This is a genomic window from Pseudomonas sp. C9, from assembly GCF_002000165.1.
Taxonomy (GTDB): domain Bacteria; phylum Pseudomonadota; class Gammaproteobacteria; order Pseudomonadales; family Pseudomonadaceae; genus Aquipseudomonas.
This window is the reverse complement of record NZ_MPAK01000001.1, coordinates 5,595,605-5,615,407: the sequence shown is the minus strand read 5'-3', so window position 1 is coordinate 5,615,407 and position 19,803 is coordinate 5,595,605. Positions and strand designations below refer to the sequence as shown.

Genomic DNA, 19,803 nt, shown 5'->3' with positions numbered 1-19,803 from the left:
ACAGCGGCATGTCTTTTAATCCTGAAACACCTGATAGATAGAGAACCCAGTGAATTCAATTTATTCGCTTGAACAACTCGTGCCATATGTAAGGCAGCACTCAAATTTTTTTCGTAAATATCTGCAACACTTACCGACACAAGAAATAACGTTAAAAAACCTGCCCTTGACCAATACGGCTGATTATTGGGCAGACAGTAACGATTTGAATCATTGGGGCGTGCTGACAGGTAAAGTCGAGGACGGGCTGGTATTCAAAACCGGTGGATCGACCAGCCATGGCAAACTGAGTGTTTATACCAACAGCGAATGGCAGACGCTGGTGAGCACATTCGGTGCCAGTGTTTCTGCCCAACTGGAGAACGGTGACCGCGTCGCCAATCTGTTCTTTTCCGGCGACCTCTACGCCAGCTTTGTGTTTTTCCACGACTCACTCGCGCACGTCAAAAAATCCATCTGCGAGTTCCCCTTCACGGGAAACGTCGATATGGATGTGCTGACCGATGCGGTTGATAAACACCGGATCAACGTGTTGGCCGGCGTACCCGCGCAATTGTTGCGATTTGCCGCCTACCTGCACCAGCATCATCGAGTCCTGCCGGGGGTTGAAACGTTGCTATATGCCGGCGAAAGTCTGTTTCCCTCGCAAATTTCCATGCTCGAGGCAGTGCTTCCCAATGTGCGTATTGCCTCCGCCGGCTACGCCAGCGTCGATGCCGGCCTGATCGGGGCCAGCGCCCGTGATTGCGCCTTGGGTGAGCATCGGACGTTTGAACCGCACACATTGCTGGAAATCGTCGATGAACTCACCGGGGAAGTCATTGAGGAATGTGATCGCACCGGTTTGCTGGTGGTCACCAACCTGACGCGCCGACTCATGCCACTTTTGCGTTATCCGGTGGGCGATCGTGCTTGTTGGCGTGAGCCAGCCACGACGCCGATGCGCAAATTTGCACTCAAGGGACGTAGCGCCCTCAGTCAGCGGGTTCGGGTCGGTTCGCTGACCTTTCTGGTCGACGAAATCCTGCAGATCCTGCAGCGTGTCGCTTCCAGTGAGCAATGGCAGTTGGTGATCGAGCAAGAAGAATGCAGGGATATCGTGACGGTGAGGTGGGTACCTGACATGCATTCAACCGCCACCGTCCCCACCTGCAACGCGCTGTATGAAGCGCTGGTCGCCCACTATCCCGGCATTGAGGAACTGAATCGCGCGGGGCTGCTGACTTTGCGCGTATTGTCCTGCGCGGTCACTGATTTGAAACTTCACCCGCGCTCCGGCAAACAGATGCGGGTCCTGGACCTGCGGGTATACGACACCCCCGTTACGGAGCGTATGTGATGTTCAAGCTTGTTTATCGCCGCTACCAACCCGGTGATGGGAGCGCCGTAAGCCAGTTGTTTCGCGAGGTCTACGGGGATCATTACGCTCGACCGGATGTTTATCTGCCAAACATGATCAGCCAGCACAACGCCGACGGCCACTGGACATCCATGCTGGCGGTGGACGGCGAACGTGTTCTGGGACACGCCGCGTTATGCCATGACACGCTCTCAGATACCACTGAACTGGCCCTCAGCGTGGTCCATCCGGCCGCGCAAGGGCGAGGAATCTCGTCACATCTGAGTCGGGAATTGCTGTTCCTGTCGCAAGCACAGGGGGTCAAGCGCATCCTGATCAAACAAGTGACGCACCATCCCTACACGCAACGCATGGCGTTTGGCATTGGCTTTCACAGCACGGGACTGCTTCCCGACTACGCGCCGTCACCACTCACCGCGCCTCTGCCGGAAACCATCGTGATCGGTTGCTACGCGGTGGAAGAACACGCTCGTCCCCTTCCCGACCTCGCATGGCCGGAGAGTTGCCGCAGGTTGATGCAGCGTTTGAGCGCGGTGTTCGGGACGTGCCAGCTCATGGCATCGCCACCTTCGATGCCGTTGCAAATCCGGCAACACTATCAACGCTACGTCATCGTCATTCACCGCTTGAACGAGCGCCTGCTGGACCAGCTCTGGCGGCTGCCCGGCCATTGGCTGATTTGCGCCAAACTCCAGTTGTCACAGCACTTCACCGAGGACCTGCAGCGAATGACGATGCTCGGTTTCACCTTCACCGGGTTGATGCCCGCTCCCGGCGACCATGGATGGTTCGCCCTGTTTCATCGAGGGGCGAGGCCACGCCACCTCAGCCTGCATTGCCCGGACATGCAACAGTTGCACGACGACTTGCAGCGCAACGTCGGGGCACTGGACACCGCGTGTTCAGCCGCTTGAGTCCTTCTTGTAAACGTTAAGCCCCGGCTGCGCGCAAAGCTCCACCAGCCAGTCGACAAACACCCTCACCCGCCGAGACAACTGGCGGTGAGGCGGATACAGCGCCGTCAGCGGCATCACCGGTGGCGGCACGTTCGCGAGCACTTCACACAGTCGCCCTTCCTCGAGTTGGCGGGCGACGTGGTAATACGGCGTCTGAATCAGCCCATACCCGGCCTCACAGGAGGCCAGATAGCCGTCGGCACTGTTCACCGACACTTGTTTGGGTAAATCCATGAGCTGTACTTGATCGCCGAGCTGGAATTCGAGCCCGAAACGCTTGCCGGTGCTCGCGGAGAAGTACTCCACCATCCGATGCCCTTCGAGGTCTTCCAGACACTGAGGCGTTCCGTGGCGTTGCAAATAGTCCGGGCTGGCACACGTGACCTGATCCAGCATGACCAATGGCCGTGCCACCAATGAATCGTCCAGTGCCTGGCCACCGCGCAACACGCAATCGACACCTTCGCGAATCAGATCGACGGGACGGTCGTTCAACCCGAGCTCCAGTTCGATCAACGGATAACGGCGGGTGAATTCGGGCAGCTTCGGAATCACCATCAAGCGCCCTATCCCCGCCGGCATGTCCACACGCAGCAGCCCTTTGGGGTTGTTCCGTGCGGCGGAAAATACCGCTTCGGTTTCCTCAAGGTCTGCCAACAATCGCACACAACGGGGGTAATACGCCGCACCGTCGAGGGTCAGGCTGATCTGTCGCGTAGTACGTTGCAGCAGTTGCACCCCGAGATGCGCTTCAAGTTGCTTGATCAAAACAGTCACCGATGCCCGGGGTAATTGCAGGCTGTCGGCCGCTTTGGCAAACCCGCCGAGCTCGACGATTCGGGTAAATACGCGCATGGCGTTGAAACGGTCCATTGCTGTGGCGCTCTTGCTGATTATTTAGATTTTACGAACAGTGATAGCAGTTTTAGCCGGTTTATCTTGTTTCTGTCGAGGTCGACACTGTGCGCTCACACCACAGGGAGTTGATTTCATGCAAACACGTCAATTGGGCAAAAACGGCCCGCAAGTCTCCGCCATTGGCCTCGGCTGCATGGGCATGACCGATTTCTACACCACGGGCGTGGACATCCGTGAGGCCACTGCCACCCTGCATCGTGCGCTCGAATTGGGGATCAACCTGCTCGACACCGCCGACATGTACGGCCCTCACACCAACGAAGCATTGATTGGCAAAGCCATTGTCGGCAAACGCGAGCAGGTGTTTCTGGCGAGCAAATTCGGGATCGTTCGCGACCCGTCCAACCCCACGGCACGGGGCGTCAATGGACGGCCGGAATACATTCGCACGTCTATCGACGGCACCCTCAAACGCCTCGGCGTGGAAACCCTGGATTTGTATTACCAGCACCGGATCGATCCGCAGGTGGCCATCGAAGAAACCGTCGGCGCCATGGCCGAGTTGGTCAAGGCCGGCAAGGTGCGTTACCTCGGTTTGAGCGAGGCCTCGGTCGCCACGCTGGAACGGGCGCACAAGGTGCATCCCATCAGTGCGCTGCAAAGTGAGTATTCGTTGTGGAGTCGCGATCAGGAAGAGAACGGTTGCCTGGCCGCGTGCCAGCGATTGGGCGTCGCGTTTGTGCCCTACAGTCCATTGGGGCGCGGCTTTCTGACGGGTGCGTTAAAAAGCCCGGATGACTTCGCGGCAGACGACTACCGGCGTTTCAGTCCGCGTTTCCAAGGCGAAAACTTTGCGAAGAATCTGTTGCTGGTGCAGCAGGTACAGACATTGGCGGCAGACAAAGGCGTGACAGCCGGTCAGTTGGCGTTGGCCTGGGTACTGGCGCAAGGTGACTACCTGATTCCGATTCCAGGGACCAAGCAGCGTAAATACCTTGAAGAAAACGTCGCCGCCCTGGAGGTAAAACTCAGCCGCGACGAGTTGCAAGCGCTGGAAGGAATCTTTCCGGCAAATGCGACGGCAGGCTTGCGCTACCCGGAGGAAGTCATGAAGTTGCTTGACCGCTGACAACATTGCCGGCCCGTTCGTTGTCCGGAACGGGCCGGCAACCGATCATGCCTTGGCGTTGACGCCCTTGTCCGTAGGGACCGTGGTTCCGTTGCCTTTGCCATAAGTGTGCAAGTTCTGCAGCACGTAAATAGCCGTCTTGTATTCCGGGATCAGGCCAACGGCGTACTTGTCACCTTTGATGCTGTTGTTCTGGATGGTGTCCAGTTGGGTGGCAAAGTATTCCAGCGCATTAAACTTCGCATCCGGGTCGTTCTGTACCCCGAACCGGTCAAACTTGTCACCGGCGTTCATCAATGTCATCGAGGTGATATCAGAAATAAGCCCTCTGCCTCGTAAGAAGGCGGCGAGATTGCCCAGTTGTTTCGACGAAACATTGGCCGGGTCGAAGCCTTTAACGTTTCTATGCAGTTTTTGTTCATCCATTTTCGCCGTATTCAGCGCGTTGGGATTGGTGCCCACCAATGCCAGCATCTGCTTGACCCTGGCGTTTTGCGTCACAGGCTTGCCGTTGCTACCTGTGTTCTGAATCAGCAGACCGGCCTTGGCCGTCCAGCCCCCGGTATAGCCGATAGTCATGACTGAACTCCCGACTGCGTCACCATAAACAACTCCTTGTCCGACCGAGTTTAAAGTCGGCGAGTATCGGCGTGGCAACTGGCCACACCAACAACTTATTCCATATTTTTACAATTTCCGTACATTTCAGATACAAACGATCAAGTGTTTAGTTTTATTGCTCTAAACACACTGTCCATAAAGCGTATGAACAACTGAACAGGCTCTTTGTACGTCTTGGTTAGTTCGTTTATTTCAGACTCGATACGCTCAGTGCCTGACGCCTCGCTATCACACCTCCCAACCTTGGACGGTCGTACCTAAAGCTATCCCTGCGCAGGCCGATAGCCCGACGAAGCACCGCCGCTTAATCCAAGCCCAATAATAAAAGTGCTGCACACAAGGACCGGTCCCATGCCCCCATTCCGTACGATTCAGGGTCGCTACACACTATTTCTGGTGCTGTTTATCCTGCTGCTGTTTGGCCTGACGGTGGCCGGCATCAGCCAGTTGGTTGCGCCTAAACTGCGCCATACCGAGGAACAGGTCGCCCTCAATCGCATCGCCGAAGTCGCCCAGCAAATTCAGGGTGAACTGAACAAGGTTCAGGCCCAGCAGCGCAGCATTACCCAAACCATTCCTTTGCTCGACAGCGCCGCCATTGACACGGTGTTGCCAGGCCTGGTGGATCAGTACGGTGAATTGAAAGTGTTCGGTGGCGGGATCTGGCCATTGCCCGGCCAGCGCGAAGCCGGACGAAACAAGTTCAGCACTTTCTGGCACCGCGACGCCTCGGGCAAGCTGGCGGCCAATGCCTTCTGGAACAGCGACGCCGCGCCGAACTATTACGACCAGGCCTGGTACAAGGGCGGCATGCAAACACCGCGAGGCCAATGCGCCTGGGCGGCAGCCTACAAAGATGACGCCAGCGCCGAGCCACGCACCAACTGCGCCATGGCCATTCAGAAAAATGGCGTGGCGTACGGTGTTTCGACCATCGACGTGACGCTGGGCTTCTTCAACGACCTGATCGCACGCAAGGAGAAAGACCTCGGCGCTGAAATGCTGATCGTCGAAGCCGATGGCAAGATCATCAGCAACAGTTCGCGCATCAGCGGCCCGATTGTCCTGAAAAACATCAGTGAACTGGCAGGCAACTCGCCGTTCGCCAACCTAGTGAAAGCCGGCCTGCAAAACCGCGACCAGTCGCAGCGCGTCGAATTTGATAACAACGGTGAAGACAGCACCTTCTTCATGCGCCCGATCGAAGGCTCGCCGTGGTTTCTCGCCACGGCCTTGCCGACCAAACTGATCACCGCCCAGCGCGATGACGTCCTGAGCACATTGAGCCTGTTGCAAATTCCGATGGTGATCCTGCTGGCAATGCTGCAGATCTACGCGATCCGCCAACTGGTCCAGCGCTTGAAAATCCTCAAGGGCAATATCGATGCGCTGTCGACCGGCGACGCTGACCTGACCAAGCGCATCATCATTCGCGCCGAAGACGAACTGGGCGCCATCGGTCATTCGGTCAACGCGTTTCTTGTCTACTTGCAGAACATGATCGGTGAAGTGACCCAGGCCACCGGCGCAATGGCTTCCAGCCTCGACAATCTGCAACGTACCTCGGCGCATACCAGTCAGATTCTGGTGCGTCATGCCTCGGAAACCGATCAGACCGTCACCGCCATCACCGAAATGAGTTCGACCGCTGAAAGCGTCGCGCAAAACGCTGCCGAGACGGCCGCTTTCACCAAGCGCGCCAACGAAAACGCCGACCGTTCGCGGGTAGTGGTCGGCGAAGCGTCCAGCAGCGTGATTGCATTGATCGAAGAGGTGGCGAGCGCCACCCACAAGGTTGAAAGCATGCAGCAGGACGCCCAACGCATCACCGAGATTCTCGGGGTCATTGGTGCCATCGCCGGGCAAACCAACCTGCTGGCGCTCAACGCGGCCATCGAAGCCGCGCGGGCCGGTGAACAAGGACGGGGCTTTGCGGTGGTTGCCGATGAAGTCCGCGCCCTCGCCGGCCGCACCCAGGACAGCACCTCGCAGATCAATGAAATGCTGACGCGCCTGACCCAAGGTGTCAGCTCATCGGTCAGTGCGATGGAAAACACCCAGGCCAGTTGCCAGTCCGCCGCCGATGCGACAGCACGGGTCAACTCCGGCCTGGATGAAATGGCCGGTTCCGTCAGCCACATCAACAGCCTGAGCACCCAGATCGCCACCGCCGCCTCGCAACAAAGTGCGGTCACCGAAGAGATCAACCGCAGCATGGTGCAGATCCGCCACATGGTGGAAGAACTGGTGAAGAGTGGTCAGGCCAGCGAGCTCAATACCCGGCAATTGCTGGAAGCCAATGCGCGGGTGAGCTCGATCATGGGGCGGTTCAAGGTTCGGTGATTGCCTGAACCTTGAATTGAACCCGAACCCGAATCCGAATCCGAATCCGAATCTGAACCCGAACCTGTACCTGTACCTGTACCTGTACCTGTACCTGTACCTGTACCTGTACCTGTACCTGTACCTGTACCTGTAGGAGCCGAGCTTGCTCGCGATAGCGGTGTGTCAGTCAACAATTATGCTGGCTGACACATTGCTATCGCGAGCAAGCTCGGCTCCTACTGGTTTTGCATTGTCTGTGCAGTTATTTCTGCATTACTTAGAAACACTCTCCTCCCTCATCCGTGGCTAAACTGGTCAAAATGCGTCTTTTTTGACCGTCACCCGAGTCGAGATCCCTCCCATGCGAACCCACCTGCGTCTGGCCGCCCTGAGCGCCCTTCTCATCTCCTCCCTGGCCCAGGCCGCCGACCTGATCCCCATCGAAGTTCACCGCGACGCCAACTGCGGCTGTTGCAAAAAATGGATCAGCCACCTTGAAGCCAACGGGTTCAAGGTTGAAGACCATGTCGAAACCAACATGAGCGAATTCAAACAACAGCACGGTGTGCCGCCGCGTCTGGCGTCGTGTCATACCGCATTGATCAACGGCAAGTTCGTCGAAGGCCATGTCCCGGCGGATCAGGTGCTGGCGTTGAGCAAGCGTGACGATCTGCTCGGTGTTGCAGCCCCTGGCATGCCCATGGGTTCGCCCGGGATGGAAATGGACGGCATGAGCGATGCCTATCAAGTGATCGGCCTGAAAAAGGACGGCACGGATGTCGTGGTGGCGGATTACCCCGCCCATTGATGTCGGGGGCTTACCTCGGGCTGTTCTTCGCGGCGTTCGGTGCCGCGACGCTGCTGCCGTTGCAGTCCGAGGCAGTGCTGGTGGGGTTGTTGCTCAGCGACCGCTATTGGCTCTGGTCGCTGTTGGCCGTCGCCACACTGGGCAATGTGCTTGGTTCGCTGGTGAACTGGTGGCTGGGGCGCGGCATCGAACGCTTTCGCGACCGGCGCTGGTTTCCGGTCAGCCCTGGTCATCTGGAACAGGCACGAAAACACTATCAGCGTTACGGCCATTGGTCCTTGTTGCTGAGTTGGGTCCCAATCATCGGTGACCCGCTGACGCTGGTGGCTGGCGTCATGCGTGAACCCCTGGGGCGATTCCTGGTGATCGTGACCCTGGCCAAAGGCGCCCGCTATGGCGTGCTGGCCCTGGCCACGTTGGGCTGGGTGGGTTGAACGATCAGGCGCGGCGATTGCCTGTGTTTAATGTCGCGCTAATCATGTCGATTCAGCATCGGCGGATTTTCTACGGAGTTCACCCATGCCCCTCGCCCTCTCCCGCTGGCTGCCCAGCCTGCTGTTGACCGCCGCACTGCCCCTTACCGCCCATGCCGAAGGACCGGAATACGGCCCTGAATTGCAAGGCTTCGAATACCCCTACACCGTCAAGCATTTCGCCTTTGAGTCCCAAGGCAAATCCCTGCAAATGGGCTACATGGACGTCGCCGCCCACGGCAAGGCCAACGGGCGCAGCGTCGTCCTGATGCACGGCAAGAACTTCTGCGGCGCGACCTGGGACAGTTCGATCAAAGCCCTCAGCGAGGCCGGCTATCGCGTCATCGCACCGGACCAGATCGGTTTCTGCACCTCCAGCAAGCCCGATCACTATCAGTACAGCTTCCAGCAACTGGCAACCAACACCCAACAACTGCTCAAGGCCCTGGGCATTCAGAAGGCCAGTCTCCTCGGCCATTCCACCGGTGGCATGCTCGCCACCCGCTATGCGTTGCAATATCCCGATCAAGTCGAACAACTGGCGCTGGTCAATCCCATAGGCCTGGAAGACTGGAAAGCCCTTGGCGTGCCCTACCGCACGGTCGATCAATGGTACGCGCGCGAACTGAAGCTCAATGCCGACGGTATCCGCACCTATGAGCGCAACACCTACTACGGTGGCCGCTGGAAGCCAGAGTTCGATCGCTGGGTCGACATGCTCGCCGGCCTGAACAAAGGCCCGGGGCATACACAGGTCGCGTGGAACTCGGCGCTGATCTACGACATGATCTTCACCCAACCGGTGTATTACGAATTCAAAGACCTGAAGATGCCCACGCTGTTGCTGATCGGGACGTCCGACACTACCGCCATCGGCAGTGACATTGCCTCGCCAGAGGTCAAGGCCAGACTCGGTCACTACGACGTACTGGGCAAGGAAGTGGCGAAACTGATTCCGCAGTCGACCCTGATTGAATTTCCCGGCATGGGCCACGCGCCGCAGATGGAAGAACCGGCTCAATTCCACAAGGCCTTGCTCGACTGGCTGAACAAAACCAACCCTGTTCATTGATGAGGTAAGGCGGATGACTGTGCAAATTGCGGTGATCGATGACTGGCAGGATGTCGCTCGCGAAGTGGTGGAATGGTCGGTGCTGGAAAACGTCGGCGAGGTGAGTTTTGTCCATGACTACCCGGCCGACAATGAAACCCTGGCCGAGCGTCTGGGCGCCTATGAGGTGATCTGCGTGATGCGCGAACGCACCCGGTTCGATGAAGACCTGCTGCGGCGGCTACCGAAACTCAAACTGCTGGTAACCGGCGGCATGCGCAACGCGGCGCTGGATTTCAAAGCGGCGGCTGCGCTGGGGATTCAGGTCTGCGGCACGGACAGCTACAAACATGCCGCGCCAGAACTGACCTGGGCGCTGATCATGGCCGCCACTCGCAACCTCGTGGTCGAAGCCAACGCCTTGCGCGCCGGCCAATGGCAGCAAGGGCTCGGCGGTGATTTGCACGGCAAAACCCTGGCAATCCTGGGACTGGGCAGCATCGGCAAGCGCGTCGCGCAGTTCGGGCAAGTGTTCGGCATGCGGGTGATTGCCTGGAGCGAGAACCTGACCAGTGACGCGGCAGCCGAAGTCGGCGTGACCTATGTCAGCAAGCAGGAACTGTTCGAACAAGCGGATGTGTTGTCGGTGCATCTGGTGCTCAGTGAGCGCAGCCGGGGCCTGGTCGACGCACAGGCGCTGGACTGGATGAAACCCACGGCACTGCTGGTCAACACCGCGCGCGGGCCGATTGTCGATGAGGCGGCGCTGATCAAGGCGTTGCAGAAGAATCGGTTGGCGGGGGCGGCACTGGATGTGTTCGAAGTGGAGCCACTGCCTGAACATCATCCGTTCAGGACCCTGGAGAACGTGCTGGCGACGCCGCATGTCGGGTATGTGAGCCGACAGAACTACCATTTGTTCTTTTCGCAGATGATCGAGGATATTCAAGCATGGTCGGTGGGTAATCCAATCCGGCAGCTCACCTGAGACCGAGTGATCGTTCATCGCGGGCAAGCCCGCTCCCACAATTGATTTGTAGCGTTCACAAAATCGTGTGGGAGCGGGCTTGCCCGCGAAAGGGCCATAAAAACCGACATAAAAAATACAAACTGAACGCACCGCAACAGTGCACCATCTCGCCCCCCACGCCCATTTCCGTGACTCACCAGTCCCGTTTTGACCCACCCCCAAAAATAAACCTGCACTTCGTCGGTGCGTTTGCCCCTTCCGGACGTTGTTCTTTTACCCTCTAGAAACCGATTGTCGAACAATTTCACCACTTGACCCGCCCCGCTCTAGGATCTGGCCTAGACTCATTTTCGCGAGGTAAAACCGGTCGGTCATCTGGCTGTAAAAAACTCGAAACTTTCGGTCCTGGCCATGGGTCAGGTTAAAGGTAGGGCTACAGCGACTGGTGCATTCCTTGCAACGGCCCCTCCACCCATCTGCTTCAACGCATTGGGCAGCATTTGCCACGATGCGTGCGCGTTTGCGCCCGGCCACAGGATAGGGCCACCCCCTTTGTGCCAGACCTAAGCATTAGATCAACACCACGGGAGATTCATATGATTAGTGCGGCTTTAGATATTCAGGGAGAACGTGCTCATCAGCAGGTCGGCGAATCGAGCGCCGTCAATGCACCGAGCGCGCAATCGATCAGCGTCCCCGGGACCAAGACGCTGACACCAGCTGCCAGTCAGAATCCAAACAGAAAAAAAGTGTTGTTCGTCACCTCCGAAATTGCCGATCTGGTGAAAACCGGTGGCTTGGGCGACGTTTCCGCCGCGCTGCCTCGCGCCATGTCGCACCTGCACGATGTGCGGGTACTCATTCCCGGTTACCCGCAAGTGCTGCACAGCGAAAACCCGATTCATATCATTGGTGAACTGGGTGGGCACGCCGCACTGCCGCCCTGCAAGATCGGGCGCATGGACATGCCGGACGGTCTGGTCATTTATGTGCTGATCTGCCCTGAGCTCTACGAGCGCGAAGGTTCGCCGTACGGCGCCAACAATGGCCGTGACTGGCCAGATAACCACATTCGCTTCGCCCGCCTGGGCCTCGCCGCCGCCGATATCGCTGCCAATCTCGCGCAAATTCACTGGTGCCCGGATCTGGTGCACGCCCATGACTGGCCTGCGGGCCTGGCGCCGGCCTACATGCACTGGCGCGGGCAGCGTACGCCAACGTTGTTCACCATCCATAACCTGGCCTACCAGGGCGTGACCAGTCTGGGTTCGTGCCCTGAACTCGGCATACCCGCACACGCCCTGCAACAGGAAGGCATGGAGTTCTACGGCAAGATGTCGTTCCTCAAGGCCGGCATGGCGTATTCGAGCCACATCACCACCGTCAGCGCCACTTACGCCCAGGAAATCACCACGCCGGCCTTCGGCTGCGGTCTCGATGGCTTTCTTGCCGCCAAGACCCAGCAAGGCCTGCTCAGTGGCATTCCCAACGGTATCGATGAGAGTTGGGACGCGGCCACCGACGCCCACCTGTTCTGCCCGTTCAGCATTGGCGACTGGGACGGCAAAGCGGTCAACGCTGCGCACGTCCGCGAACTGTTTGGCCTGGAAGACTCCGAGGGTCCGCTGTTTGCGGTGGTCTCGCGGCTGGTCTATCAAAAAGGCCTGGACCTGACCGAAGCGGTCTCCGAATACATCGTCAAATCCGGCGGCCAGATTGCAATCATCGGCCGTGGCGAACCGGAAGAAGAACAAGCCATGCGTGAGCTGGCCCTGCGTTTTCCGGGGCAGATCGGTGTGCGCATCGGCTTCAACGAAACTGACGCCCGTCGCATGTTCGCCGGCAGCGATTTCCTGCTGATGCCTTCGCGTTATGAACCCTGCGGCTTGAGCCAGATGTACGCCCAGCGTTTCGGCTCGTTACCGGTGGCGCGCAATACCGGCGGCCTGGCCGACACCATTGAAAACGGCGTCACCGGGTTCCTGTTCGACGAATCCTCCGTCGAGAGTTACCAGGAAGCCCTGAGCCGTGCATTCAAGGTGTTCGCCTTCCCCGACCTGCTGCATGCGATGCGTTGCCGGGCGATGGCAGCCCCCTTCAACTGGTGCAAGGCAGTGGAACCCTACGCCGAACTCTACGAACAGCTTGTGGCGAAGGCCTTGGGTAAATCGGGCCGACAATAAGAGAAGAGGTTTTCAACGATGCCGTTACGGACCCTTGAGACCTGGCCCCACGGCGCAATCATGCTGGACGCAGAGCACACGCGTTTTGCCTTGTGGGCGCCTGATGCGTTTTACGTCAGTGTCGAACTGGAAAATGGACAATCCTTGCCGCTGCTGCCTCAGGCGGATGGTTGGTTCGTGATCAAGACCCGCTGCCTCGCGGGCACCCGTTACCGCTACAACATCGATGGCGAGCTGGAGGTGCCGGACCCGGCCTCCCGCGCCCAGGCCGGCGATATCGACAGCCACAGCGTGGTGGTCGATCCGCTGGCCTATCAATGGCAACACAACACCTGGCAAGGTCGGCCATGGAACGAAGCGATCATCTACGAGCTGCACGTCGGTGTACTCGGCGGTTACAGCGCCGTCGAGCAGCACCTGTCGCGCCTCGCTGAACTCGGCATCACGGCTATTGAACTGATGCCATTGGCGCAGTTTCCCGGCGAGCGCAATTGGGGGTACGACGGTGTTTTCCCTTACGCCCCCCAGGCGTCCTATGGCTCGCCCGAGCAACTCAAACACTTGATCGACACCGCCCACGGCCTCGGCCTGGCGGTGATTCTCGACGTGGTCTACAACCACTTCGGCCCGGACGGCAATTACCTGCATCATTACGCCAAGGGCTTTTTCCGCGACGACAAGCACACACCGTGGGGCGCGGCGATCGACTTTCGGCAGCACGAGGTGCGGGATTTTTTCATCGATAACGCGTTGATGTGGCTGCTCGAATATCGCTTTGACGGTTTGCGCCTGGACGCGGTGCACGCCATTGAAAGCCCGGACTTCCTTGAAGAACTGGCGCGACGGGTGCGCCAGCAAACCGAACCCACACGCCATGTGTGGCTGATGGTGGAAAACGAACACAATCAGGCCAGCCTGTTGGAAAAAGGCTTCGATGCACAGTGGAACGATGACGGCCACAACGCCCTGCATGTGTTGCTGACCGGCGAAACCGACGCCTACTACGCCGATTACGCTGAACAACCCACCGAACAACTCGCTCGCTGCCTGAGCCAGGGCTTCGTGTTTCAGGGCCATATCAACCGCCACGGCACGCCACGTGGCGAGCCCAGCAGTCATTTGCCGCCGACAGCCTTTGTGCTGTTTCTGCAAAACCATGACCAGATCGGCAACCGCGCGTTAGGCGAACGGTTGCACCAATTGACCCACCCCGATGCACTTTATGCGGCCACCGTGTTGCTGCTGCTGTCGCCGATGATCCCGCTGATGTTCATGGGCGACGAATTCGCGGCACAGTCACCGTTCCTGTTTTTCACCAGCCACCACGGCGAGCTTGCAGAACAGGTGCGCGAAGGTCGGCGCAATGAATTCGCAGCGTTCAGTGCCTTTGCCGATCCGCAGCAGCGCGAACAGATTCCCGACCCCAATGCGCCGCAGACCTTCCAAGCCTCGCAACCGCAGCGAAGCGCCAGCGCACTGCCGGCAATACACGAGCTGTACCGGCGCCTGCTGCAACTGCGCCACCAGCACCTCATCCCGCGCCTGCCCGGCACCCAGGCATTAGGCACCGACGTATTGGGCTACGCGGCGGTGAGCGCCCGCTGGCGACTGGGCGATGGCAGTGAGCTGCGCATTGACCTGAACCTCAGCGACGCGCCGGTGGTCCACACCCCACAGGCCGACACGATCTTGCTGTTCGAACACCCGCCCCACTCGGCCGGCCTGTTGCACCAGGGCAAACTTGCCCCGTATTGCGCGCTCGTCAGCCTCACGGCCGCAGCCCCTTTGCCAGATTCGAATGGAGAGCGCCCATGAGCGACGCGCAACTAGAAATACTGGCCAGCCGCGCAGGCCTGGCCGTCGACTGGATCGACGCCAATGGTCGCCCACAGAAAGTAGCGCCGTCGGTGTTGCGCGCGGTCCTCACTGGCCTCGGCCATCCGGCGGGCAGCGCCCAGGAAATCGATGCGAGCCTGCTAGAGCTGCAAACCGTCCAGCAAACCCACCACCTGCCGCCTCTGATGACGGTCGACGTCGGTGGCGGCCTCGATCTGGCGCGGTACTTCGAGCCCGAAACGCCCTGCGACATTCATCTCGAAGACGGCTCGCGGATCTACCTGAAACTCGACGCTCAGGCCGTGCTGCCGGGGCTGATTCCGGTCGGCTACCAGCACGTCAGCATCGACGGGCAATCCTTCACCCTCGCGGTGGCGCCCGACCGTTGCTACAGCGTCGGCGACGCGGTCGACAATCCGATCCCACGTACCTGGGGCCTGAGTGTGCAGCTGTACTCATTGCGCCGTGTCGGCGATGGCGGTTTCGGTGATACCCAGGCGCTGGAGGACCTCGCCCGGGTGGCGGGTGAACGCGGTGCCGAGGCGTTGGCGATCAGTCCGTTGCACGCCATGTTCAGCAGCGACACCCAGCGCTACAGCCCGTATTCGCCGTCCAGCCGCTTGTTTCTCAACAGTCTGTACGCCGCACCCGGAGCCGTCCTCGGTGAACGTGCGATGCGCGCGGCGATTGACGCCACCGGGCTGACCACCGAACTGCAACAGCTCGAACAACAGCCACTGATTAACTGGCCCGTGGCCGCGCAAGCCAAGCATCGTGTATTGCTGGCGTTGTACGAAGGTTTTGTCCACGGCGAACACCCGCTGCATGAAGACTTCAGCAGCTTTCGCCATGCCTCGGGCGAAGCGCTGGAAAACCACTGTCGCTTCGAAGCCCTTCAAGTGCACCGCGCCGCCCTGGGTGAAAGCCTCGACTGGCGCGAGTGGCCCGAGCAATGGCGCGACCCGCGCAGCGCCGCCCTCGCCGAATTCGCTGAAGAGAACGCGGCACGCATCGGCTTCTTCGCCTTCTGCCAGTGGCTGATTACCCGGTGCCTGGAGCGCGCGCAAACCGCCGCCCGGAGCGCCGGCATGAGCATTGGCCTGATCGCCGACCTGGCGGTGGGGGCCGACGGCGGCGGCAGTCAGGCCTGGAGCCGGCAAGACGAGTTGCTCGCCTCGCTGACCGTGGGTGCGCCGCCGGACATCCTCAACCGTACCGGCCAGGGCTGGGGCATCTCCGCGTTTTCGCCCGAGGGCTTGGTGCGCAACGGGTTTCGCGCCTTCATCGAAATGCTCCGCGCCAATTTCGCCCACGCCGGCGGCTTGCGCATCGACCACATCATGGGCCTGCAACGACTCTGGGTGATCCCCAACGGCGCGCCCCCCAGCGACGGCGCGTACCTGTATTACCCGGTCGACGATTTACTGCGGCTCCTGACGCTGGAATCCCATCGGCATCAAGCCATTGTGCTGGGCGAAGACCTCGGCACCGTGCCCGATGGGCTGCGGGAAAAACTCATTGCGCGCTCTATCCTCGGCATGCGCGTGTTGCTGTTCGAACAGGACAACGCCCACTTCAAACCGATCCTCGACTGGCCGGACAACGCGCTGGCGACCACCAGCACCCATGACTTGCCGACGCTCAATGGCTGGTGGCATGGTCGTGACATTGACTGGAACGCCCGGCTCAGCCTGATCGACGCCAATGGCGAAATAGAATGGCGCCAACATCGCGAGCGCGAACGTGAAGGCTTGCGTCGGGTGTTGAGCCAAGACCCGCAGAATTTTCGCGAAGAATCCTACGAAACCGATCAGGTGCTCGACGCCAGCATCCGGTTTCTCGGGCATACCCGCGCACCACTGGTGTTGCTGCCACTGGAAGATGCCCTCGGTATCGAACAGCAGGCCAACCTGCCCGGCACTATCGACACTCACCCGAACTGGTCACGGCGCCTGCCCGGCGACAGCGAGGCCCTGCTCGATGATCCGGACGCGGCCCGGCGCCTGGAACTGCTCGCCTGTGCGCGGCTTCAGGCAGGTGAGCGTGACCAATGACGCCTGCGTTTACTCAACCGCCGCGGGCGACCCTGCGGCTGCAATTTCATAAAGGATTCACCCTGGATCAAGCGGTGCCGCTGGTGCCGTATTTCGCCAGTCTGGGCATCAGCCACGTGTATGCCTCGCCCCTGCTTTCCGCCCGCACAGGCTCCCTGCATGGCTACGACGTGGTGGACCCGACAACGGTCAATCCCGAGCTGGGTGGCGAGGCGGCGCTGCGGCGTCTGGTCGATGCCCTGCGCGCACAGCGGATGGGGCTGATCCTCGACATCGTGTCCAACCACATGGCCGTGGGTGGCGCGGATAATCCCTGGTGGCTGGATTTGCTGGAATGGGGGCGCTTGAGTCCCTTCGGCGAGTTCTTCGACATTCAGTGGCACTCGCCGGACCCATTGATGGAAGGCCAGTTATTGCTGCCCTTCCTTGGCAGCGACTACGGCATCGCGTTACAGGACGGCGCCCTGCCCCTGCGTTTCGATGCGCAAGGCGGCAGTTTTTACGTGCAGCATTACGATCACCGCTTTCCGATCTGCCCGATGCACTTCGGCGAACTGCTGACAACCGGTGCCGAACCGCTTAAATCGTTGGGGGAACGCTTCACCACTCTGAGTTACCAGACCGACGCTCATCGCCTGGCGGAGCCACTCAAAACCGAGTTGCGCGAACTGGCCAGCGACCCGCTGATGCGCCAGTCGATCGAGCAACACCTCGGCGCCTACGACTCGCTCACACCCGAAGGCTTCCAGCGCTTGCACGCCTTGCTTGAGCGCCAGAGCTATCGCCTGGCAAGCTGGCGCACAGCGGCGGATGACATCAACTGGCGGCGCTTTTTCGATGTCAACGAACTGGGCGGCTTGCGCGTCGAGCGCCCGGCGGTATTCGAGGCCACCCACGCGAAAATCTTCGAACTGGTGGCGCAAGGCCTGATTGACGGCCTGCGCATCGACCATATCGATGGCCTCGCCGATCCCCGTGGTTACTGCCGCAAACTGCGACGTCGGGTCAATCGCCTGTCACCGGCTCGACACCTGCCGATCTACGTCGAGAAAATCCTCGGCCAGGGTGAAAACCTGCACCGCGACTGGGCGGTGGATGGCACCACCGGGTATGAGTTCATGAACCAGGTGTCGTTGCTACAACATGATCCGCAAGGCGTCCTCTCCCTCGGCAAACTCTGGCAGCGCTACAGCGAACGACCCGCCGACTTTGGCCAGGAGGCCCAACTGGCGCGCCAGCAAATCCTCAATGGTTCGTTGGCCGGTGATTTCGAAAGCGTTGCCCAGGCCTTGCTGCAAGTCGCCCGCGACGACCTGATGACCCGCGACCTGACCCTCGGTGCGATCCGCCGGGCGTTGCAGGAATTGATCGTGCACTTCCCGGTGTACCGCACGTATATCAGCCCCCGTGGCCGCTCTACTGAAGACGACGTGTTTTTCCAGCAGGCGCTGAACGGCGCGCGGCTGACCCTGAGCGAAGCCGATTGGCCGGTGCTCGATTGCCTGGCCCGCTGGCTCGGCGGTGAGCCCTGGCGCAAGCGTCCGGTGGGGCGTCAGCGCAAGATACTCAAACACGCCTGCGTGCGCTTTCAGCAACTGACGTCACCAGCCGCCGCCAAAGCGGTCGAAGACACTGCGTTTTATCGCTCGGCAGTGCTGCTGTCGCGCAACGACGTAGGGTTCAGCACCGAACAGTTCAGCGCCCCCGTGTCGGACTTTCACGCGGCCTGCACCCAGCGCCTGTCCGATTTCCCGGACAACTTGCTGGCCACCGCCACCCACGACCACAAACGCGGCGAAGACACCCGCGCTCGCCTGGCCGTATTGAGCGAACTCAGCACCTGGTATGCCGACCAAGTCCCCCTGTGGCGCACGCTCGCCCGGCCACTGCGCGACGACGACCAGATGCCGACGGCGGGCGACGAATTAATCCTCTATCAGGCGATCCTCGGCAGTTGGCCGTTGACCCTGCGCGGCGACGATGAGCCGGCGCTGGAGGACTACGCGAAACGTCTCTGGCAGTGGCAACAAAAAGCCCTGCGCGAAGCCAAATTGCAAAGCAGCTGGAGCGCGCCGAACGAACCCTACGAACACGCCATGCAGGTGTTTATCCAGCGTCTGTTTTCGGCGCCCGAAGGTGAACAGCTGCGCGCGGCTCTCGATAAAGCGGTTCACGCGATTGCAACATCCGGCGCACTCAATGGATTGGCGCAAACCTTGCTGCGAATGACGGTGCCGGGGGTACCGGACCTCTATCAGGGCAACGACTTCTGGGACTTTACCCTGGTCGACCCGGACAACCGCCGGCCGGTGGATTACGGCAGCCGTCAACGGGCACTTCAGGGAGCACTTCAGCGAACTGCGGACCTGCCAGAACTATTGGCGAACTGGCGTGACGGGCGCATCAAGCAAACACTTATCGCCCACGTGTTGAACCTGCGGGCCGAGCATGCCGAGCTGTTTTCGCGAGGGACCTATCAAGCCCTTGAAGTGGTCGGCAACCAGGCTCATCGCGTGTTGGCCTTTGCCCGCACGCGGGGAGGAAAACGCGCCATCGTGATCGTGCCGATACGCTGCGCCGAACTGCTGAAAAACAGTGCCCAACCCAGGATTGATGCGCCGCAGTGGGGCGATACACGGGTCAAATTGCCGTTCGCCTGCTCTGACGAAAATCTGAAGGGACTTTTTTCCAGCGTCGCAGTCACAAAAAACAGGGAGCTGAACATCGGCGCCGCGCTGGGGGATGTCCCGGTCAATCTCTTTATCCAACTCTTTACCCAAGCTTGAGTTCAGTTCAGGAGCATTGCGATGAGTACCGACGATAAACGCGTTCGCGAATTTGCCTATCAGATCTGGGAATCGGAGGGCAAACCCGAGGGCCAGGAAGCCCGACACTGGGAGATGGCACGCAAGCTGGCCGAAGCGGAAGCCCTGGCGCCGAAAAAACCACCGAAACCCGCGGGCAGCAAAACCGCCGCGGCGAAACCTGCGGCCGGCAAGGCCAATGGCGCGCTGAGCGGTAAAGCCAGCGATGCCAAACCCAAAGCCAAGGCCAAGCCCGCTGCAGCGTCGAAAGTGATTCCGCCGGGAGAAAAAGCGCTGGAGAAGAAGCCTCGCGCGTCGAAGAAGCCACCGGTCACCTGACGTTCCAAGCGCTTTGCCTTGATCGATGACGTGGCG

14 protein-coding genes and 2 pseudogenes are annotated in these 19,803 nt (G+C 59.9%); 14 read left to right on the top strand and 2 right to left on the bottom strand.

Features of this window, described 5'->3' with window-relative positions; all coding sequences use genetic code 11:
- The first annotated feature begins 49 nt into the window (after window positions 1-49).
- Entirely contained in the window at window positions 50-1,339 is a 1,290-nt protein-coding gene (locus tag BMS17_RS26195; RefSeq protein WP_077432107.1) for an AMP-binding protein, read from the top strand.
- Entirely contained in the window at window positions 1,339-2,274 is a 936-nt protein-coding gene (locus BMS17_RS26190; RefSeq protein WP_046033062.1) for a GNAT family N-acetyltransferase, read from the top strand. Before BMS17_RS26195 ends, BMS17_RS26190 begins: the two co-directional genes overlap by 1 nt.
- Here the strand turns inward: BMS17_RS26190 and BMS17_RS26185 are convergent.
- On the bottom strand, window positions 2,263-3,189 hold the full coding sequence (locus BMS17_RS26185; RefSeq protein ID WP_046033061.1) for a LysR family transcriptional regulator: 927 nt from the start codon (window positions 3,187-3,189) through the stop codon (window positions 2,263-2,265). The genes BMS17_RS26190 and BMS17_RS26185 overlap by 12 nt on opposite strands.
- Before the next feature lie 118 nt (window positions 3,190-3,307).
- On the opposite strand from BMS17_RS26185, the gene BMS17_RS26180 reads away from it, so the two are divergent.
- Window positions 3,308-4,303, top strand: a complete 996-nt coding sequence (locus BMS17_RS26180; protein WP_077432106.1) for an aldo/keto reductase — start codon at window positions 3,308-3,310, stop codon at window positions 4,301-4,303.
- A gap of 45 nt (window positions 4,304-4,348) precedes the next feature.
- On the opposite strand, the gene BMS17_RS26175 is transcribed toward BMS17_RS26180, so the two are convergent.
- Window positions 4,349-4,882, bottom strand: coding sequence for a hypothetical protein (locus BMS17_RS26175; protein ID WP_077432105.1), 534 nt, complete (start codon window positions 4,880-4,882; stop codon window positions 4,349-4,351).
- A 393-nt stretch (window positions 4,883-5,275) separates the two neighbouring features.
- On the opposite strand from BMS17_RS26175, the pseudogene BMS17_RS31120 reads away from it, so the two are divergent.
- The 11 genes and pseudogenes from BMS17_RS31120 to BMS17_RS26125 form a co-directional block, all read left to right on the top strand.
- A pseudogene (locus BMS17_RS31120) lies at window positions 5,276-6,406 on the top strand (cache and HAMP domain-containing protein); the annotation flags it as partial.
- 333 nt (window positions 6,407-6,739) lie between these two features.
- Window positions 6,740-7,267: pseudogene (locus BMS17_RS31115) on the top strand (methyl-accepting chemotaxis protein); the annotation flags it as partial.
- A 343-nt stretch (window positions 7,268-7,610) separates the two neighbouring features.
- Window positions 7,611-8,057 (top strand): DUF411 domain-containing protein, encoded by a 447-nt coding sequence (locus BMS17_RS26165; protein WP_046032207.1) that lies wholly within the window; start codon window positions 7,611-7,613, stop codon window positions 8,055-8,057.
- The gene (locus BMS17_RS26160; protein ID WP_046032206.1) at window positions 8,057-8,491 is read left to right on the top strand and encodes a YqaA family protein; all 435 of its coding nucleotides are present in this window, start codon (window positions 8,057-8,059) and stop codon (window positions 8,489-8,491) included. Before BMS17_RS26165 ends, BMS17_RS26160 begins: the two co-directional genes overlap by 1 nt.
- 85 nt (window positions 8,492-8,576) lie before the next feature.
- Window positions 8,577-9,602, top strand: a complete 1,026-nt coding sequence (locus tag BMS17_RS26155) for an alpha/beta fold hydrolase (protein WP_046032205.1) — start codon at window positions 8,577-8,579, stop codon at window positions 9,600-9,602.
- A gap of 13 nt (window positions 9,603-9,615) precedes the next feature.
- Window positions 9,616-10,569, top strand: coding sequence for a D-2-hydroxyacid dehydrogenase family protein (locus tag BMS17_RS26150; protein ID WP_077432103.1), 954 nt, complete (start codon window positions 9,616-9,618; stop codon window positions 10,567-10,569).
- 578 nt (window positions 10,570-11,147) lie between these two features.
- A complete protein-coding gene (gene glgA / locus BMS17_RS26145) occupies window positions 11,148-12,734 on the top strand; it encodes a glycogen synthase GlgA (protein WP_046032203.1) in 1,587 nt (528 codons plus the stop codon).
- 18 nt (window positions 12,735-12,752) lie between these two features.
- Window positions 12,753-14,549, top strand: coding sequence for a malto-oligosyltrehalose trehalohydrolase (treZ, locus tag BMS17_RS26140; RefSeq protein WP_077432102.1), 1,797 nt, complete (start codon window positions 12,753-12,755; stop codon window positions 14,547-14,549).
- Window positions 14,546-16,624, top strand: a complete 2,079-nt coding sequence (malQ, locus tag BMS17_RS26135; protein ID WP_046032201.1) for a 4-alpha-glucanotransferase — start codon at window positions 14,546-14,548, stop codon at window positions 16,622-16,624. Before treZ ends, malQ begins: the two co-directional genes overlap by 4 nt.
- Complete coding sequence (locus BMS17_RS26130) at window positions 16,621-19,410, top strand: malto-oligosyltrehalose synthase (RefSeq protein ID WP_077432101.1); 2,790 nt, start codon at window positions 16,621-16,623, stop codon at window positions 19,408-19,410. The genes malQ and BMS17_RS26130 overlap by 4 nt, the downstream gene beginning before the upstream one ends.
- A gap of 21 nt (window positions 19,411-19,431) precedes the next feature.
- Entirely contained in the window at window positions 19,432-19,767 is a 336-nt protein-coding gene (locus BMS17_RS26125) for a DUF2934 domain-containing protein (RefSeq protein ID WP_077432100.1), read from the top strand.
- Window positions 19,768-19,803: the final 36 nt, after the last annotated feature.